This is a genomic window from Paenibacillus xylanilyticus, assembly GCF_013359935.1.
Classification (GTDB): Bacteria; Bacillota; Bacilli; order Paenibacillales; family Paenibacillaceae; genus Paenibacillus; species Paenibacillus xylanilyticus.
Window position 1 is genome coordinate 423,711 of sequence record NZ_JABMCB010000201.1, and the last position, 14,273, is coordinate 437,983.

14 protein-coding genes and 1 riboswitch are annotated in these 14,273 nt (G+C 51.9%); of the genes, 12 read left to right on the top strand and 2 right to left on the bottom strand.

The genetic code is table 11. The features are described from left to right. Positions 1-315, top strand: coding sequence for a hypothetical protein (locus tag HP552_RS26185; RefSeq protein ID WP_175398290.1), 315 nt, complete (start codon positions 1-3; stop codon positions 313-315). A 157-nt stretch (positions 316-472) separates the two neighbouring features. On the opposite strand, the gene HP552_RS26190 is transcribed toward HP552_RS26185, so the two are convergent. Together HP552_RS26190 and lplA are read right to left on the bottom strand one after the other, a co-directional pair. Then, positions 473-1,276 carry a Cof-type HAD-IIB family hydrolase gene (locus HP552_RS26190; RefSeq protein ID WP_175398291.1) on the bottom strand — a complete coding sequence of 268 codons (804 nt, stop codon included), beginning with the start codon at positions 1,274-1,276 and terminating at the stop codon, positions 473-475. Positions 1,277-1,514: 238 nt separating this feature from the next. Continuing rightward, on the bottom strand, positions 1,515-2,516 hold the full coding sequence (gene lplA / locus HP552_RS26195; RefSeq protein WP_175398292.1) for a lipoate--protein ligase: 1,002 nt from the start codon (positions 2,514-2,516) through the stop codon (positions 1,515-1,517). Between the two features lie 212 nt (positions 2,517-2,728). Between lplA and cobD the strand changes: the two genes are divergently transcribed. The 11 genes from cobD (at position 2,729) to HP552_RS26250 (ending at position 14,252) form a co-directional block, all read left to right on the top strand. Continuing rightward, the gene (gene cobD, locus HP552_RS26200; protein ID WP_175398293.1) at positions 2,729-3,859 is read left to right on the top strand and encodes a threonine-phosphate decarboxylase CobD; all 1,131 of its coding nucleotides are present in this window, start codon (positions 2,729-2,731) and stop codon (positions 3,857-3,859) included. Beyond that, entirely contained in the window at positions 3,856-4,650 is a 795-nt protein-coding gene (locus HP552_RS26205; protein WP_175398294.1) for an adenosylcobinamide amidohydrolase, read from the top strand. Before cobD ends, HP552_RS26205 begins: the two co-directional genes overlap by 4 nt. Positions 4,651-4,691: 41 nt before the next feature. After that, positions 4,692-5,672 carry an adenosylcobinamide-phosphate synthase CbiB gene (gene cbiB, locus HP552_RS26210; RefSeq protein WP_175398435.1) on the top strand — a complete coding sequence of 327 codons (981 nt, stop codon included), beginning with the start codon at positions 4,692-4,694 and terminating at the stop codon, positions 5,670-5,672. Next, positions 5,663-6,310, top strand: a complete 648-nt coding sequence (locus HP552_RS26215) for a histidine phosphatase family protein (protein WP_175398295.1) — start codon at positions 5,663-5,665, stop codon at positions 6,308-6,310. Before cbiB ends, HP552_RS26215 begins: the two co-directional genes overlap by 10 nt. Positions 6,311-6,481: 171 nt before the next feature. After that, a riboswitch (cobalamin riboswitch) is annotated at positions 6,482-6,610 on the top strand. A gap of 404 nt (positions 6,611-7,014) precedes the next feature. Then, entirely contained in the window at positions 7,015-8,013 is a 999-nt protein-coding gene (locus HP552_RS26220) for an ABC transporter substrate-binding protein (protein WP_175398296.1), read from the top strand. Continuing rightward, positions 8,010-9,056: a FecCD family ABC transporter permease gene (locus tag HP552_RS26225; RefSeq protein ID WP_175398297.1), complete on the top strand. Its 1,047-nt coding sequence runs from the start codon at positions 8,010-8,012 to the stop codon at positions 9,054-9,056. Before HP552_RS26220 ends, HP552_RS26225 begins: the two co-directional genes overlap by 4 nt. Then, on the top strand, positions 9,053-9,886 hold the full coding sequence (locus HP552_RS26230; RefSeq protein ID WP_246311054.1) for an ABC transporter ATP-binding protein: 834 nt from the start codon (positions 9,053-9,055) through the stop codon (positions 9,884-9,886). Before HP552_RS26225 ends, HP552_RS26230 begins: the two co-directional genes overlap by 4 nt. 46 nt (positions 9,887-9,932) lie before the next feature. Further along, complete coding sequence (gene cobT, locus HP552_RS26235; protein ID WP_175398298.1) at positions 9,933-11,060, top strand: nicotinate-nucleotide--dimethylbenzimidazole phosphoribosyltransferase; 1,128 nt, start codon at positions 9,933-9,935, stop codon at positions 11,058-11,060. Then, positions 11,057-11,617 (top strand): bifunctional adenosylcobinamide kinase/adenosylcobinamide-phosphate guanylyltransferase, encoded by a 561-nt coding sequence (gene cobU / locus HP552_RS26240; RefSeq protein WP_175398299.1) that lies wholly within the window; start codon positions 11,057-11,059, stop codon positions 11,615-11,617. The genes cobT and cobU overlap by 4 nt, the downstream gene beginning before the upstream one ends. Beyond that, positions 11,614-12,609: an adenosylcobinamide-GDP ribazoletransferase gene (gene cobS / locus HP552_RS26245; RefSeq protein ID WP_281366157.1), complete on the top strand. Its 996-nt coding sequence runs from the start codon at positions 11,614-11,616 to the stop codon at positions 12,607-12,609. Before cobU ends, cobS begins: the two co-directional genes overlap by 4 nt. Before the next feature lie 95 nt (positions 12,610-12,704). Next, the gene (locus HP552_RS26250; RefSeq protein ID WP_175398438.1) at positions 12,705-14,252 is read left to right on the top strand and encodes a cobyric acid synthase; all 1,548 of its coding nucleotides are present in this window, start codon (positions 12,705-12,707) and stop codon (positions 14,250-14,252) included. Positions 14,253-14,273: the final 21 nt, after the last annotated feature.

Here is a 14,273-nt window from a genome sequence, read left to right on the forward strand (position 1 = left end):
TTGAATAGACAGAGACTCGGTGCGATATTTCTGTTTGCGGGAATTTTCCTTTATGGCATTATTCATATTGCAGCTGTTATACATGTCCCGTTAGTAACCGTCTGGGCGACCAGATGGGGGCGTTATTTGGAAGCTGTGTCCGAGACAGGTGGCCTCATTGGATTGGTTGTGGCGATCTTATTGTTTGTTGCAGGCGTGGTAATTCTGTTGACTGTTCTCATGGCTGATTTCCCCAAAGGGAAAATGATGCAAGAGATAAGGGAGCGGAACCGTGAGTTTGAGGAACGGTACGGAAACAACATACGAAATTCATAACTTAATTCAATGTTGAATGACTTCCACATATGGGGGGCATCCCGATATCAATAGAGATGAATTTTAGGATATCAACAAAAAAACAGCCTCTGGTTCAGCGAATTTATTCGCTGCCCAAGGCTGTTTTTTGCTTACAATATTACCTATCGTTCTCGTATTACTCCGCGTTCAGCACAAATTTCTCAATGACCTGCTTCACGCCGTCTTCGTTGTTGCTTGCCGTAATGTAATCTGCCAGCTCTTTGAGGGCAGGGATCGCATTACCCATTGCTACGCCAAGGCCTGCGACTTCCAACATCTCATGGTCATTCCAGGAATCCCCGATCGCAATGCACTCGCTCAGTTGGTGGCCAAAGTGATCCGCCAAGAAGGTGAGTGCATGGCCTTTCGTTCCCTCGCGATGCATGATTTCGAGGAAGTATGGTTTAGACTTGGTGATATGCACTTCAGATCCGAGAAGCTCACGCAGATCAGCTGCCACCTCATCGAGATAATCCGGCTCATCAATGATGAGCAATTTCGGTGTTTTTTGCTCAATGACCTTAATGAAATCCGGTTCGATATGGTACTGAGTACCATTCAGTTTGGCATAGTCACGCAGCTTGTCATTTTCTTCACGGGCATACAGCTTATCATCAATGTACGTTTGCAGATGCAAATTATGCTCCAGGCAATAGTCGAACAACTTACGGGAAGCGTCCTGTGGAACATAGCGCTCGTAGAGTACTTTTTCATCCAGCAAGTTTTTCACCAAGGCGCCTTGATACGTAATGATTGGCACGTTCAGCTTCGTTTGGCGAGCGAGTGCCTGTGCAGAAGCATAGGCACGTCCTGTTGCTAGGGTAACGACTACACCATGGGCAACCGCTTGTTCCAGGGCAGTTTGTGTTGCTGGGGTTACTTCCTTGTTGTCGTTGATGAGGGTATCATCGATGTCGATTGCGATTAATTTGTAGGTCATCTGAGTTTCTCTCCTTTTATCTGTATCTATAATATGAACGAATGGATATGAATTACACGAGACCACTCCAAATGCAGAATCATCTTTCGATCGCTGTTATCCCCGGATTTCTTGAATCCTTTATACAATGGGGAAATCTGGGGATAAAGGCGAACGCTTCGCTTCTTAAGATTGATTCTACTTTTTCCGTTAAAGTGTAATCCTGGAATACGTTCTAAAATTATGCTCACATCTAAGTCTATTCTTCGAGGAAAACGAGGCCGATAAAGTCCTCAAGCTCCAGATTGCCGAAGTAGTGTTTCACATCAAGGCCTTCAAGCGCTGTACGCACTTCGGATTCCTCATAACGCTTGCCACGCAGCATGTCTTCGATATCCGCCACATCACCTACGCCGAAGAAGTCACCGAAGATTTTGATATTCTCGATTCGTCCGTCCTTGATGTTCATGCGCAGATCAATAATGCCGACCGGAAATTTGCGGGTATGCTTCACATTGCTCTCCGGCGACAAACCATAGTTCCAATCCCAGTTGCTGTAACGCTCGGCGGAGATTTCCTTGATCTTGTCCCAATCTTTCTCCGTGAGTTCATATTGGGGAACATCCTGCGGCTCCATGCGGAAAATGTGACGTAACAGCTCGTCCCGGAATTGCTCAATGGTCAGGTTGCTGTCAATTAGATCCCGAATGTTGGCTACCCGGCTGCGTACGGATTTGGTGCTCTTGGATTTGAACTTCTCCGGATTTACGTTCAGGGATGCCTGCACGTGGTCCAGATTCAGGTCAAACATCAATGTCCCGTGACTGAACATGCGTCCGCGCGTGGAGAACTGGGCGTTACCCGAGATTTTCTTTTCTCCGACCTGAAGATCGTTGCGTCCAGTCAGTTCGGCATTGACACCAAGCTCCTGCAAAGCTTCCACAACAGGTTGAGTGAACTTGCGGAAGTTGTGGAAGGATTGGCCGTCATCCTTGGTAATAAAACTGAAATTGAGGTTGCCCAGATCGTGGTAGACGGCTCCGCCACCCGAGAGGCGACGTACGACCTGCACGCCGTTATCCTGAACATATTCGATGTTAATCTCTTCAATGGTATTCTGATGTTTTCCGATAATAATGGACGGGCGGTTGATGTAAAACAGCAGATAGCTGTCATCCATCGGCAGATGCTTCAGAATGTATTCCTCAATCGCGAGGTTTACAGAAGGATCTGTAATGCCCTGGTTATCAACAAACAGCATGGTCATTCCTCCATTAATGTATGTGAGGGACGATTATCCCTTATGTAGTGTTACGCCTGCGAATCAAAATTCCTCTTCTATTGTAAACGAATTGTCGATTGGACACAAAGGAATTGAAGCAGGGAGCGCATCGCTCAGACAAATCAGGATTGACCCATCACAGTCACGCCATCCATAATAAAAATGACATGCAGAAAGGATGACGGACAAAAATGAGCGGTTTCATTGAAGTTTTCGGACATGGCGGTGACGTGGAGACTGCTGCGTCAAGGTTTGGCGGGAATCCTGGGGATTTCCTCGATTTTAGTGCAAATATTAATCCTCTGGGTCCGCCCAAGGAAGTACTGAAGGCGTTGGAGCAGGGATTGCAAACAGTACTGCGTTACCCTGATCCCGCACACCGGGCTTTTAAATCATTGCTCGGCGAGCGTCTTGGCCTGTCAGAGGAGTACATATCTGTAGGCAATGGTGCTGCAGAAAGCATGGCTCTGATCTTGCTGGGGCTCTCACCCCGGAAGGTGGGCACAGTGGAACCCGGATTTTCGGAATACCGTTCCTTGTCCCGGCAATTCGGGGCAGAAGTACATCATGTCCTGGGACGGGAAGAACTTGAATGGCGAGCGTTGCCTGAGGATATCGAAAAACTGATGGAACAGGTGGATCTGCTATTCCTTGGACAGCCCAATAACCCTAATGGTGTGCAGTATCCCGTAGAAGTACTGCACCGGCTGGCTCGTCATGCAGAGAAGACGGATACCGTCCTGGTGATCGATGAGGCATTTATGGATTTTATCCCTGAAGCACGGCGACAATCCCTGGCTTCCCCATTACAGGAATATCCACAGGTCATCATCATTCGCTCGATGACCAAGTTTTATGCCATACCTGGCCTTCGGCTGGGCTACGCGATGGGGCGTCCGGATCTGATTCGTGCGATGACGGAGAAACAGGTGACCTGGAGTGTCAATGGACTGGCACTGATCGCGGGAGAAGCTTGTCTGTGCAGTGGGGAAGCCTTTGAACGGGATACACTGGAACAGGTTTCGCTTGAACGAGAGAAGTTGACGTCCGACCTGGAGACTTGTGGATTTGACGTGACACGCGGAGAAGCGAATTTCATACTGGCCCGTGTGCCGCAGCCGTGGACAGCGGCAACCATGCAGGCGGCTCTTGGGAAACGCGGTATTCTGATTCGCAGTTGTGCCATGTACCCGGGACTTGAAGAAAGACATATCCGTTTGGCGGTCAAGGACACGACGTCGAATCTTCGTCTGGTGAACGAAATTAAAGGTATCATCGGACAAACGATTCCGGGAATGACGGCAGGGGGGGCGGAGCAATGACGCTGCCATTTTTCCAGTACTATACCCATGCGAAAGCAGATCAAGACGAATATCGTTCTGCTGCATGGCCGGGGCTAACCATCCGTGCGCATGAGCGTCATATTCGAGCATCCATCCCTAATCGGGTAAACGCCATTTCCAGTGCGGTGTACGGCGGTGGGATGATTGAACTGGATCGCATATTCAATATTTATGTGGACAAGCATTATCGTTGTGATGACCCACAGCGTGATATTACAGACTTCCTGATGGGATGGGAGGAGCGTACAGCTGCATGTGCCGGATTACTGACAGCGGTTAAGCTTGCGCACACTTCCGTTCAGGAATATATGGGCGATGAAGCAGGGATCTTGTGCTGTACCACAGCCGGGGTTTCAAATGCTGCGCGTGCTGGTTCTGCAAGATCGGTGTTTGATGCGGCGGGGAACATAACTAAACCGGGTGAAGTTTCTGGCCTGCCCTATACGCCCGGAACGATTAATATCATGTTATGGATGAACGGCTACATGACACCCGGAGCAATGGTTAATGCCATTCAGACAGCCGTGGAAGCCAAAACGGCAGCGCTCGCGGATTATGGCGTGATGGATGCCGAGAACGGGCTAACGGCAACCGGAACGACAACGGATGCGATTGTGCTCGCCACAAGTCAGGTGGAGGAGAAACCACTGATCTCTTACGCCGGAACGGCTACGATGATTGGGGCAGCGATTGGGCGGCTGGTGTATGACTCCATTACTGAAAGTTTGCAAGCCGGCCAGATTTGGAAAGAGAGGAACTGCAAGCGATGATATCTCTGAGTCAATTGGCGGGCTGGCCGATCTGGACTGGAATGACAGGGGCCTGGATTATTTTGGCGGCATACATACTGGATCGCTTCATTGGAGACCCGCGCTGGATTCCCCACCCGGTGATCGGCATGGGAAAGGGGATTTCTGCACTGGAGCGGGGGATCAGAAAACGAGTGAGCAGTGATCAGTGCCTTAAACGGGCTGGGGTCCTGTTTCCTATAGTCATTGCGGGTGGTTCCTTTGCGCTTACTTGGGGAGTGGTATACATACTTGGACTCATTCATCCCTTGGTTGCAGCTGCAGCTGAAGTGGTACTGATTGCCACCACCATTGCGTCCAAAGGACTGAAAGATGCAGGCATGGAAGTGTATCGTCATCTGAGTCAAAAGGATTGGCCTGCGGCGAGACGTTCACTCGGCATGATCGTAGGGCGTGATACAGCTCATCTGGATGAACCGGAGGTGGTACGGGGTACGGTGGAGACGGTAGCGGAAAATATTGTGGATGCCATCGTTTCTCCGCTATTCTATGCCCTGATTGGCGGTGCTCCGCTGGCGATGGCTTATCGGGCCGTGAATACGCTGGATTCCATGGTCGGCTATAAAAATGAAAAATATATGCATCTCGGCTGGGCATCCGCGCGTCTGGATGACTGGGCGAACTGGATTCCCGCACGGATTACCGCCTTGCTGCTGATAACGGGAGCATGGTTCATGAGGCTGGATGCAAAAGGCGCAGCACGCATGGTACGCCGGGATGCCAGATTGCACCCCAGCCCAAACAGCGGATTTCCGGAGTCGGCGGTTGCGGGAGCTCTGGGCATCAGGCTTGGCGGACACAACGTTTACCATGGCGTGGCTTCTTTTCGAGCCTATATGGGCGAGCAGACCCGGCTGATGGAAGCAGAGGATATCGTGCGCACCACACGTTTGATGTTTTGGTCGGCGGGGGCCTTTGTGCTGTTATGCTGGCTGACAGCACTCGTAATCTGGGCAGCAGGAGGCGCACTGTGGTGGAATTAAACTGTGAACAGCATGGAACTGAAATACGGGATATTGTGTTTATCCGTCATGGTACAACGTCTTGGAATGTTGAAAAAAGATATCTCGGACATACCGATATCGGTCTTCTGCCGGATGCAGAGAGGGAACTGGCACCGCTTCGCGAGTCCATTAGCCCCATCCGATGGGACACACTGTATAGCAGTGATCTGCTGCGCTGCCGGCAGACCCTGGAACGAATCGCACCGATGCAAGCAGGACAAGCACAGCTTGATCCACGTCTGCGTGAGATTGATTTTGGGCAATGGGACGGGCTGACTTACGATCAGCTCAAGGACAATCCGCACTACCGGGATTGGATAGATGCACCGCAGGATGTGACGCCACCGGGCGGCGAGCCTTGGCAGGCTTTTACTGCGAGGATTGACTCCTTTCTGACGGATTGCCTGTTGTCCGCTTCGCCAGAGGTATATTCCGGAGAAAATATGGTTCCGGCGATAGCCGTGGTTACCCATGGCGGCGTAATTCGTTATGCGGTATCACGTCTCATACCGGAACTGGGATTCTGGGACACACAGGTTATTCCGGGGCAAGCGATTAAGGTTCGGCTGGAAAAAAGCAAAAACAGCTGGGTATCAAGCAGGGTGTCTTTTCCATGAATCGGGTTGTAAGGATGTGCAATATAACCTATAATCACAACAGAAGTGTGACTTCAGCATGGATACATCTTTGGTTATGCACATAAGTGCTAACGGATGCGATATGCTCACTTGAATGGTTACAATATCAGCGACCACGGGTCCCGTGTGCATGCATCAAATGTCATCGAGTTTATACGAGCGATGAACGGCACAATGGGTGAAATAGGGAAGCCGGTGTGAATCCGGCACGGTCCCGCCACTGTAAATCAGGATGAGCAGTCCTGTAAGTCAGGTTACCTGCCCTGGACGTACAAACCGGTGTTCCTTCGAGGAAAGGACAGCGTTTCGGGCAGTTCTATGCGCATGTACAGTGGTTACGCTGAAGATGTGCAGATCGCCATATGCGAGACGTCATCCCTGATCCTGGCGTAAGGATCGGGGATTTTTTTGTTCATATAGGATGAACCGAAATATTCACACGTAACGAAGAGTGCAGAACCAATCTGGAGAAGCGTAGCGCTCGCCTTTATCCCCGGATTTTCACGTTAATAAGAGAGAATCAAAAAAAAATCTGGGGATAACAGCGATCGGAAGATGGTACTGCAATCGTAGTGGCCTAGTGTGGTTTTCTAGGGTCATTTTATTTAGGAACACAAATTCAGGGGGAAACGGGTAAGGAGCACTACTTAAGAGAGAACATAGAGAAGGGGAGAATGAACAACATGAATATCAAAAATTGGAAAAACGTAGCGTCACTGCTGAGTGCAGCGGCACTCGCACTGGCTTTGGCCGGATGTGGCAACGCAACAACTAACGAGGGCACAGGTGCTTCACAGCAGCCGGCACAGGAGCAATCCCAAGGCCAGGAGCAGACGGATCTCAAAACACAATATCCACTGACGGTAACCGATGCGACGGGTGAATCCTTTACGTTTGAGCAAGCGCCAGCCAAAATCGTATCCGTATCCCCGGCAGAAACCGAAACGCTGTTCGCACTCGGGCTGGACGAGCAGATTGTAGGGGTATCCGACTATGATGATTATCCTGAAGCCGCAACAACCAAAGCGAAAATGGGCGGCGTCTCGAAGCCAAACGAAGAGTCTATCATTGCTGCTGAAGCAGACATCGTATTTACAGGTATCTCAATGAGCGAAGATGCCGTGAAAAAGCTGCGTGAACTGGGTATCACCATTTTTAAAACCGATCCCAAATCGGTAGACGATGTAATGAACAACATCGAAACGTTTGGCAAAATCACGGATCATCAGGAGCAGGCACAGGAGCTCATCACCAAGATGAAACAGGATGTGGCGGACGTAACTGAAGCGGTGAAGGCTGTTAAGCCGGAAGAGAAGAAAAATGTTTACGTTGAATTCTCCCCAGGTTGGACGGTAGGTAAAGGTGAGTTCATGGACGAACTGATCACTGTTGCCGGTGGGATCAACGTTGCTTCCGACCTGGAAGGTTGGAATGAAATTAACGAAGAGAACATTATTGCTTCCAATCCGGATGTGATTTTGTACGCGAACGATGTCATTGATGAAAACTCCAAAACATTGGATCAAATCATCAAAGAGCGCAGCGGCTGGGATCAAATTACAGCTGTGAAAGACGACGCAGTCATTGGCCTGGATGCCAACCTGCTGAGCCGTCCGGGACCACGCGTAACGGAAGGTTTGAAAGCTGTAGCCAAAGCGATCTATCCTGATCTGTTCCAATGAGTAAAAAGCTGGCAGTGTACGGAACAGCCGGAATTCTGCTGCTTGTGCTGACCGTGCTGATCTGTACGGGCATCGGTTCGGTGGCTCTGCCTGTCCGTGACATTGCAGGCATTCTGCTTCATCACATGCCATGGATCGGAGACTGGATCACGCCCGACTGGAGTACGTCAGCCGAGCAGATTATATGGAAGGTTCGTTTCCCGCGCGTGCTGCTTGCCGTGCTTGTGGGTGCATCGCTGGCAATCGCCGGAGCGGGATTTCAAGGGGTTCTTCGTAACCCGCTGGCAGATCCGTTTACCCTGGGCGTATCGTCCGGTGCATCGGTGGGGGCAGCTTTTCTGATTTTCTTCGGATTGCAGTACGCGCTGATCGGAATCTGGACCTTGCCGCTTGTTGCGTTTCTGACGGGCGTACTCACGTTGTGGTTTGTACTTGCCCTGGCTCGTGAAGGGCGCAAAATACCGACGCACAGCCTGATTCTGGCTGGTGTGGTGATGCAAAGTTTTCTGGGAGCGGTGGTCTCCTTCCTGTCGACCATGTCGAAACAGACGATTAATGAAATTATATACTGGACGATGGGAAGTCTGGCTCTGCGTGGGTGGTCGTATACGGCCATCCTTTTCCCGTATTTTCTGCTGGGCCTGATTTTCCTCTGGAGCCGTGCACGTTCATTGAATGTCCTTGCTCTGGGGGAACGGCAGGCTGCGCATATTGGGGTTGGAGTCGATCGGCTGAAGTTGTCCGTGCTTGCTGTGGGAACACTTCTTACCGCAGGAGCGGTCTCCGTATCCGGCGTTATTGGATTCGTTGGATTGGTGATTCCGCATATTCTTCGGCTGCTTGTGGGGCCTGACTATCGATTGCTGGTACCCTTGTCCGCCATTGGTGGAGCCATCTTCATGGTATGGGCTGATACGATTGCCCGCTCCTTGCTGGCACCGACCGAAATTCCGCTGGGTGTGGTGACGGCCTTTGTCGGTGCGCCTTTCTTCGCGTATTTGCTGCATCGGAACAAAAAGCTGCGAAAAGGGGTGATGCCATGAGTACGAGCATGGGTACAACCATGGATACAAGTGTTACCCCAGGAAAGCCGCTGATCGAGGTCGCGGGTGCAGATAAAATGTACGGTGACCACCGAGCCCTGCATGATGTGGACTGGCGTGTCACGGAAGGGGAATGGTGGGGTGTCGTTGGTCCAAACGGAAGCGGGAAATCAACGCTGCTCCAGCTCATCGCCGGAACGGAACAGCCCAATGCAGGCAGCATCCGGATTGCAGGGCGGGAGATTACCTCTTACAGTCGCAAAGACCTGTCACGTATGATTGCGGTATTGCAGCAGGACGGTCTGCCTGCCATTTCCTATCCCGTCAGGGATGTTGTGGAGATGGGGCGTTATCCTTATCAGAATTGGCTGGGCAGGGAAACCTCCGATGGGGCGGCAGTGGTAGACCGGGTCCTGGAAGAACTGGGCTTAACCGAAATGGCCGACAGGCCGCTGGATGCACTCAGCGGAGGACAGAGACAGCGGGTGGCACTCGCCAAAGTCATGGCACAGGAACCCAAGCTGTTATTGCTGGATGAACCGACGACTTTTCTGGATATCCGATATCAATTGCAATTCATGGAGCTGTTATCTTCCTGGCGCCAAAAAAACAAGATCACGATTGTGGCTGTGCTGCACGATCTGAACCTGGCTGCGCAATTTTGTGACCACATTCTGGCTCTTCGTGAGGGTATGTGTGTAAGCAGTGGGACACCGCAGTCGTTGATGACGGAAGAAAACATTCGGGATATTTTCCGGGTGAACCCAGCCATGGTGAATCATCCCGATCATGGTCTGCCGCAATTATTGCTGCGGCGGGAACAAGAATGAACGAAAAGGGGCAACCCCATATTTTGATGAAGGAAGTGCTGGCGGTATGAATAATGAACAGGTGTTGGAACAGTTAATTGGTCGGATCGTGGGTCCCAATGAAGAAGTTGCTGCAGAAGCCTCGGCGCATGTGGATGCATTGACAAAACCGCCCGGCAGTCTGGGCAAACTGGAACAGCTGGTTATTCGTCTTGCGGGGATAACCGGAGAGGCCCGGCCGTCCCTGGATCGCAGAGCTGTTATCGTTATGGCTGCCGATCATGGCGTGGTTGCGGAAGGCATCAGCGTTTTCCCGGCAGAAGTAACGCCGCAGATGGTCCATAACTTTCTCGCTGGAGGAGCGGCAGTCAATGTTCTGGCTCGTCATGCAGGCGCAGATGTCATCTGTGTGGACATTGGTGTGAATGCCGATCTGGAACATCCGGATCTGGTCTCCCGCAAAGTACGCAAAGGAACTGCCAACATGGCTCAAGGTGCAGCCATGAGTCGTGATGAAGCAATCCAGGCCATTCTTGCCGGGGCTGAGGTTGTGGCTGCTGAGGTTGCCAAGGGAACCAAGTTGTTCGTAACCGGGGAAATGGGAATCGGTAATACCACAGCGAGTGCTGCGGTCATGTGTGCCTTAACCGGGACAGCACCTGCTTCAGCGGTTGGCCGCGGAACCGGTATCGACGATGCAGGTCTGCAGCGCAAGGCTGCCGTGGTCAGCCGGGCACTGAGCGTGAATGCACCGGATGCAGACGATGCATTGGACGTGCTCGGCAAAGTGGGCGGATTGGAGATTGCCGGACTGACAGGTGTCATTCTCGCAGCTGCAGCCCATGGCTGCCCTGTTGTTGTGGATGGATTTATCTCCACTGCAGCGGCGCTGATTGCAAGACAGCTTGCTCCGGTCAGTGTGGAGTATATGATCGCTTCCCATACTTCACATGAAAGTGGACATGCCGCACTTCTGCGCGAACTTGGACTCAAACCGATGCTGGATCTGGACATGCGGCTGGGTGAGGGAACCGGAGGCGTGCTCAGCCTTCATTTAATTGATGCAGCTTGTCGTATATTGAACGAGATGGCCACATTCGCAAGTGCTGGCGTATCGGACGGCTCGAATGAGACTGGACGTACGGATGACTCATCGACAGCTGCCTCGGAGGTTCGGGGAGAGGTATCTCCATGAGTGTGCTTGTAACGGGCGGGGCGAGGAGCGGCAAAAGCTCCTTCGCCGAGCGTCTCTGCATGCAGCGTTCCTCCGAAGCCTGGTATGTGGCAACCGCGCAGGCATATGACGATGAGATGCGCGAGCGGATCCGCCTGCATCAGAACCAACGGGATGAAGCAGGGTACCTGTGGCACACGGTGGAGGAACCGCTGGCATTGTCTGAACTCATCACACGTATGGGAGAATCCCACACAGGAACGTCTGCTCCAACCATTTTGGTGGATTGTCTGACACTCTGGTTAACGAATGTACTGCTTACACATGAGCATGAGCCTGAACAGGTTGTTTTGGAACATATGAATGCACTGGTATCTGCCATAAAGTCCTATCCCGGACTGCTTGTACTGGTTACGAATGAAGTGGGTGACGGTATCGTACCTGAGTATGCATTAGGCAGAAGGTATCGGGATCTGGCGGGGATATTGAATCAGCGGATCGCAGCCATTTGCCGCGAGGTGTTTCTAGTGACTGTAGGGATTGCCATTGAGCTGAAAAGTAAGGAGTATCGCTTATGAGTATTGACGGAAACGACAGCCAGCATGACCGGGAGTACACGAACGGTGAGGACAACATGAATCAGGTGAATCAGGTGAATCAGGCTCCAGCTCATGATACAGGTAAGGTAGGTAGTCTTGATCAAAAACATGCGGCTGCGGCCGCTTTTCAATTTTTGTCCCGTTTCCCGGTAAAAATGCAGATCGACTTCGTCCCGCCATTGCTGCGGGAGAGCGTGGTGTATTACCCGCTGGTCGGGGCGGCTATAGGTTTATGTGTCTGGCTCAGTGGCGCGATTACAGGTGCACTGCTGCCATCGTTTCCGGCGGCCGTGTTGACCTTGACCCTGTGGGTATGGCTCACTGGCGGGCTGCATCTGGATGGCTGGATGGATACAGCGGATGGTCTGCTCAGCTATCGTACCCGCGAGCGGATGCTGGAGATTATGAAAGACAGCCGCGTCGGAGCAATGGGCGTGATCGCCTGCGTGCTGCTGCTTATGATGAAAGCGGCATTAATCGCTGATTTTATTGCACATGGCAGCTGGCTGTATGGAGCACTGCTGATTTTGCCTATGATCTGGAGCCGCTGGTTCATGGTATACGCCATTTCGGCTTGGCCGAATGCCCGGGGAGACGATGGACTTGCAGTCCTGTTCAAGGGCCTTGGTGAACGAAAGGAAGTCCAGCGAGCACGAAGCTCCGCGATTGGGTTGACGATCCTGGCGGCCGTCATTACACTTGCCGCCGTGTGGATCTTCGAGCCGGACACCAGCATGGTTGGAGAGCTGGCTATAGAGAGTGGACTGGGGACATTACCTTGGTGGCTGTACCCTATTGCGGCTGTGATTTTTGTACCGCTGGCTGCCTATCTCATCGGCAGGTTCGTTGCCGGACGCATCAGCGAAAGGCTGGGCGGGCTTACAGGAGATACATACGGTGCAATGAATGAGCTGCTGGAAGCCGCACTGCTGACGGTGTTAAGTCTGCTGCAGGGATTGTTTTTGCTATAGGGAACGAACGGAACGAGTATGTGGAGCATAACGCTGAGAGATGAGTGAGGTGAAGGAACGTGCAGGATACGCCTGTAGGGCAAGCGGCAGTATTGATGCTGCAAGGCACGGCATCGGATGTGGGGAAGAGCGTCATTACAACGGCGCTATGCCGGATATTCAAGCAGGACGGCTTCAGACCTGCCCCGTTTAAATCACAGAATATGGCACTGAACTCCTACGTAACCGAAGATGGCAAGGAGATTGGCAGAGCTCAGGGAGCGCAGGCCGAAGCGTGCGGTATTGAAGCGACAACGGATATGAACCCAATTTTGATCAAGCCTGTGCGGGATATGCACTCGCAGATTGTGGTGCACGGTGTGCCTTTTGCCCAGATGAGTGCTTCGGACTATCGTCAGCATTTCCTGCCGGAAGCCAAGAAGACAGTCATGGATGCGCTGAACCGGCTGCGCGAGACGTATGATATGGTGCTGATGGAAGGTGCAGGCAGTCCAGCCGAGATCAACCTGAAGGATCGGGACATCGTCAATATGAATCTGGCAGGCTGGGCGGATGCGCCAGTCATTCTCATCTCGGATATTGATCGCGGAGGTGTGTTTGCTTCCATTGTAGGTACACTTGAACTGTTGGAGCCGCATGAGGTCCAGCGTGTAAAAGGATTTATCATTAACAAATTCCGCGGCGATCTGTCCCTGCTGCAGCCTGGACTGGATTGGCTGGAAGAGCGGACAGGCATCCCCGTATTGGGTGTACTGCCTTACATAAGAGATATTCAAATTGAAGCCGAAGATTCCGTAGTGCTGGACTCCATGCGCCATGGTAAATTAGGGAAACAGGAGCTGGATCTTGCTGTTATTCGTTATCCGCGGATCTCGAATTTTACGGATTTTGACTCGCTTTCCCGCGAACCGGATGTCAATGTGAGGTATGTGACTTCGCCGGAGGAACTGGGACAGCCGGATGCCATTTTGCTGCCGGGTACGAAGGATACGATTGGTGATCTGGAATTCCTGAGAGCGTCGGGTCTGGAGCAGGCCATTGCCAGTCAGACCGAACGCGATCATGTGCAGCTTGTGGGCATTTGCGGTGGATACCAGATGCTTGGGAAGCATCTGAAGGACCCATTTGCAGTGGAGGCCAATCAGGTTCAGGAAGCCCGAGGTCTGGGTTGGCTGCCGCTGTCTACGACTTTTCTGCAGCATAAGCAGACAGTAAGAGCTTCAGGGCGTGTACAGCAGCAGCATCCTATTCGTCTACATGGTGAGCGGGATTCAGTTGAATTCATGCCTGTGAACGGGTACGAGATTCATATGGGCGTGACCGAATGTCATGATCCGAAGCAAGTGTCTGGACTGTTTGAGATCGCACATCCCGGTGGCCAGCCATTTCAGGAAGGATGGGGGACGGTAGATGGAAAAGTATGGGGAACCTACTTGCATGGTCTGTTTGAAAGTGACCAGTTTCGCCGTTCATGGCTTAATGGCCTTCGGGAAAAGAAAGGACTCGTTCCGCTTCAGGAAACCTATAGTGCTCATGAACGGAAGGAAATGGAGTTTGACCGGGTAGCGGAATCTCTGCGCTCTGCACTGGACATGAAGCGGGTATACGAAATTATGGGTGTCCAGGCCCCGTATCAACCGTAAATGAAAGACGTATAGGGACGT

Coding starts and splice junctions, on each gene's coding strand:
- lplA (WP_175398292.1), bottom strand. CDS start 2,516: ATGCTGTTTGTTGATAACCAGGGCATTACAGATCCTTCTGTAAACCTC.
- cobS (WP_281366157.1), top strand. CDS start 11,614: ATGAGTATTGACGGAAACGACAGCCAGCATGACCGGGAGTACACGAAC.
- cobU (WP_175398299.1), top strand. CDS start 11,057: ATGAGTGTGCTTGTAACGGGCGGGGCGAGGAGCGGCAAAAGCTCCTTC.
- HP552_RS26250 (WP_175398438.1), top strand. CDS start 12,705: ATGCTGCAAGGCACGGCATCGGATGTGGGGAAGAGCGTCATTACAACG.
- HP552_RS26225 (WP_175398297.1), top strand. CDS start 8,010: ATGAGTAAAAAGCTGGCAGTGTACGGAACAGCCGGAATTCTGCTGCTT.
- cbiB (WP_175398435.1), top strand. CDS start 4,692: ATGACAGGGGCCTGGATTATTTTGGCGGCATACATACTGGATCGCTTC.
- cobD (WP_175398293.1), top strand. CDS start 2,729: ATGAGCGGTTTCATTGAAGTTTTCGGACATGGCGGTGACGTGGAGACT.
- HP552_RS26205 (WP_175398294.1), top strand. CDS start 3,856: ATGACGCTGCCATTTTTCCAGTACTATACCCATGCGAAAGCAGATCAA.
- HP552_RS26190 (WP_175398291.1), bottom strand. CDS start 1,276: ATGACCTACAAATTAATCGCAATCGACATCGATGATACCCTCATCAAC.
- HP552_RS26230 (WP_246311054.1), top strand. CDS start 9,053: ATGAGTACGAGCATGGGTACAACCATGGATACAAGTGTTACCCCAGGA.
- cobT (WP_175398298.1), top strand. CDS start 9,933: ATGAATAATGAACAGGTGTTGGAACAGTTAATTGGTCGGATCGTGGGT.
- HP552_RS26220 (WP_175398296.1), top strand. CDS start 7,015: ATGAATATCAAAAATTGGAAAAACGTAGCGTCACTGCTGAGTGCAGCG.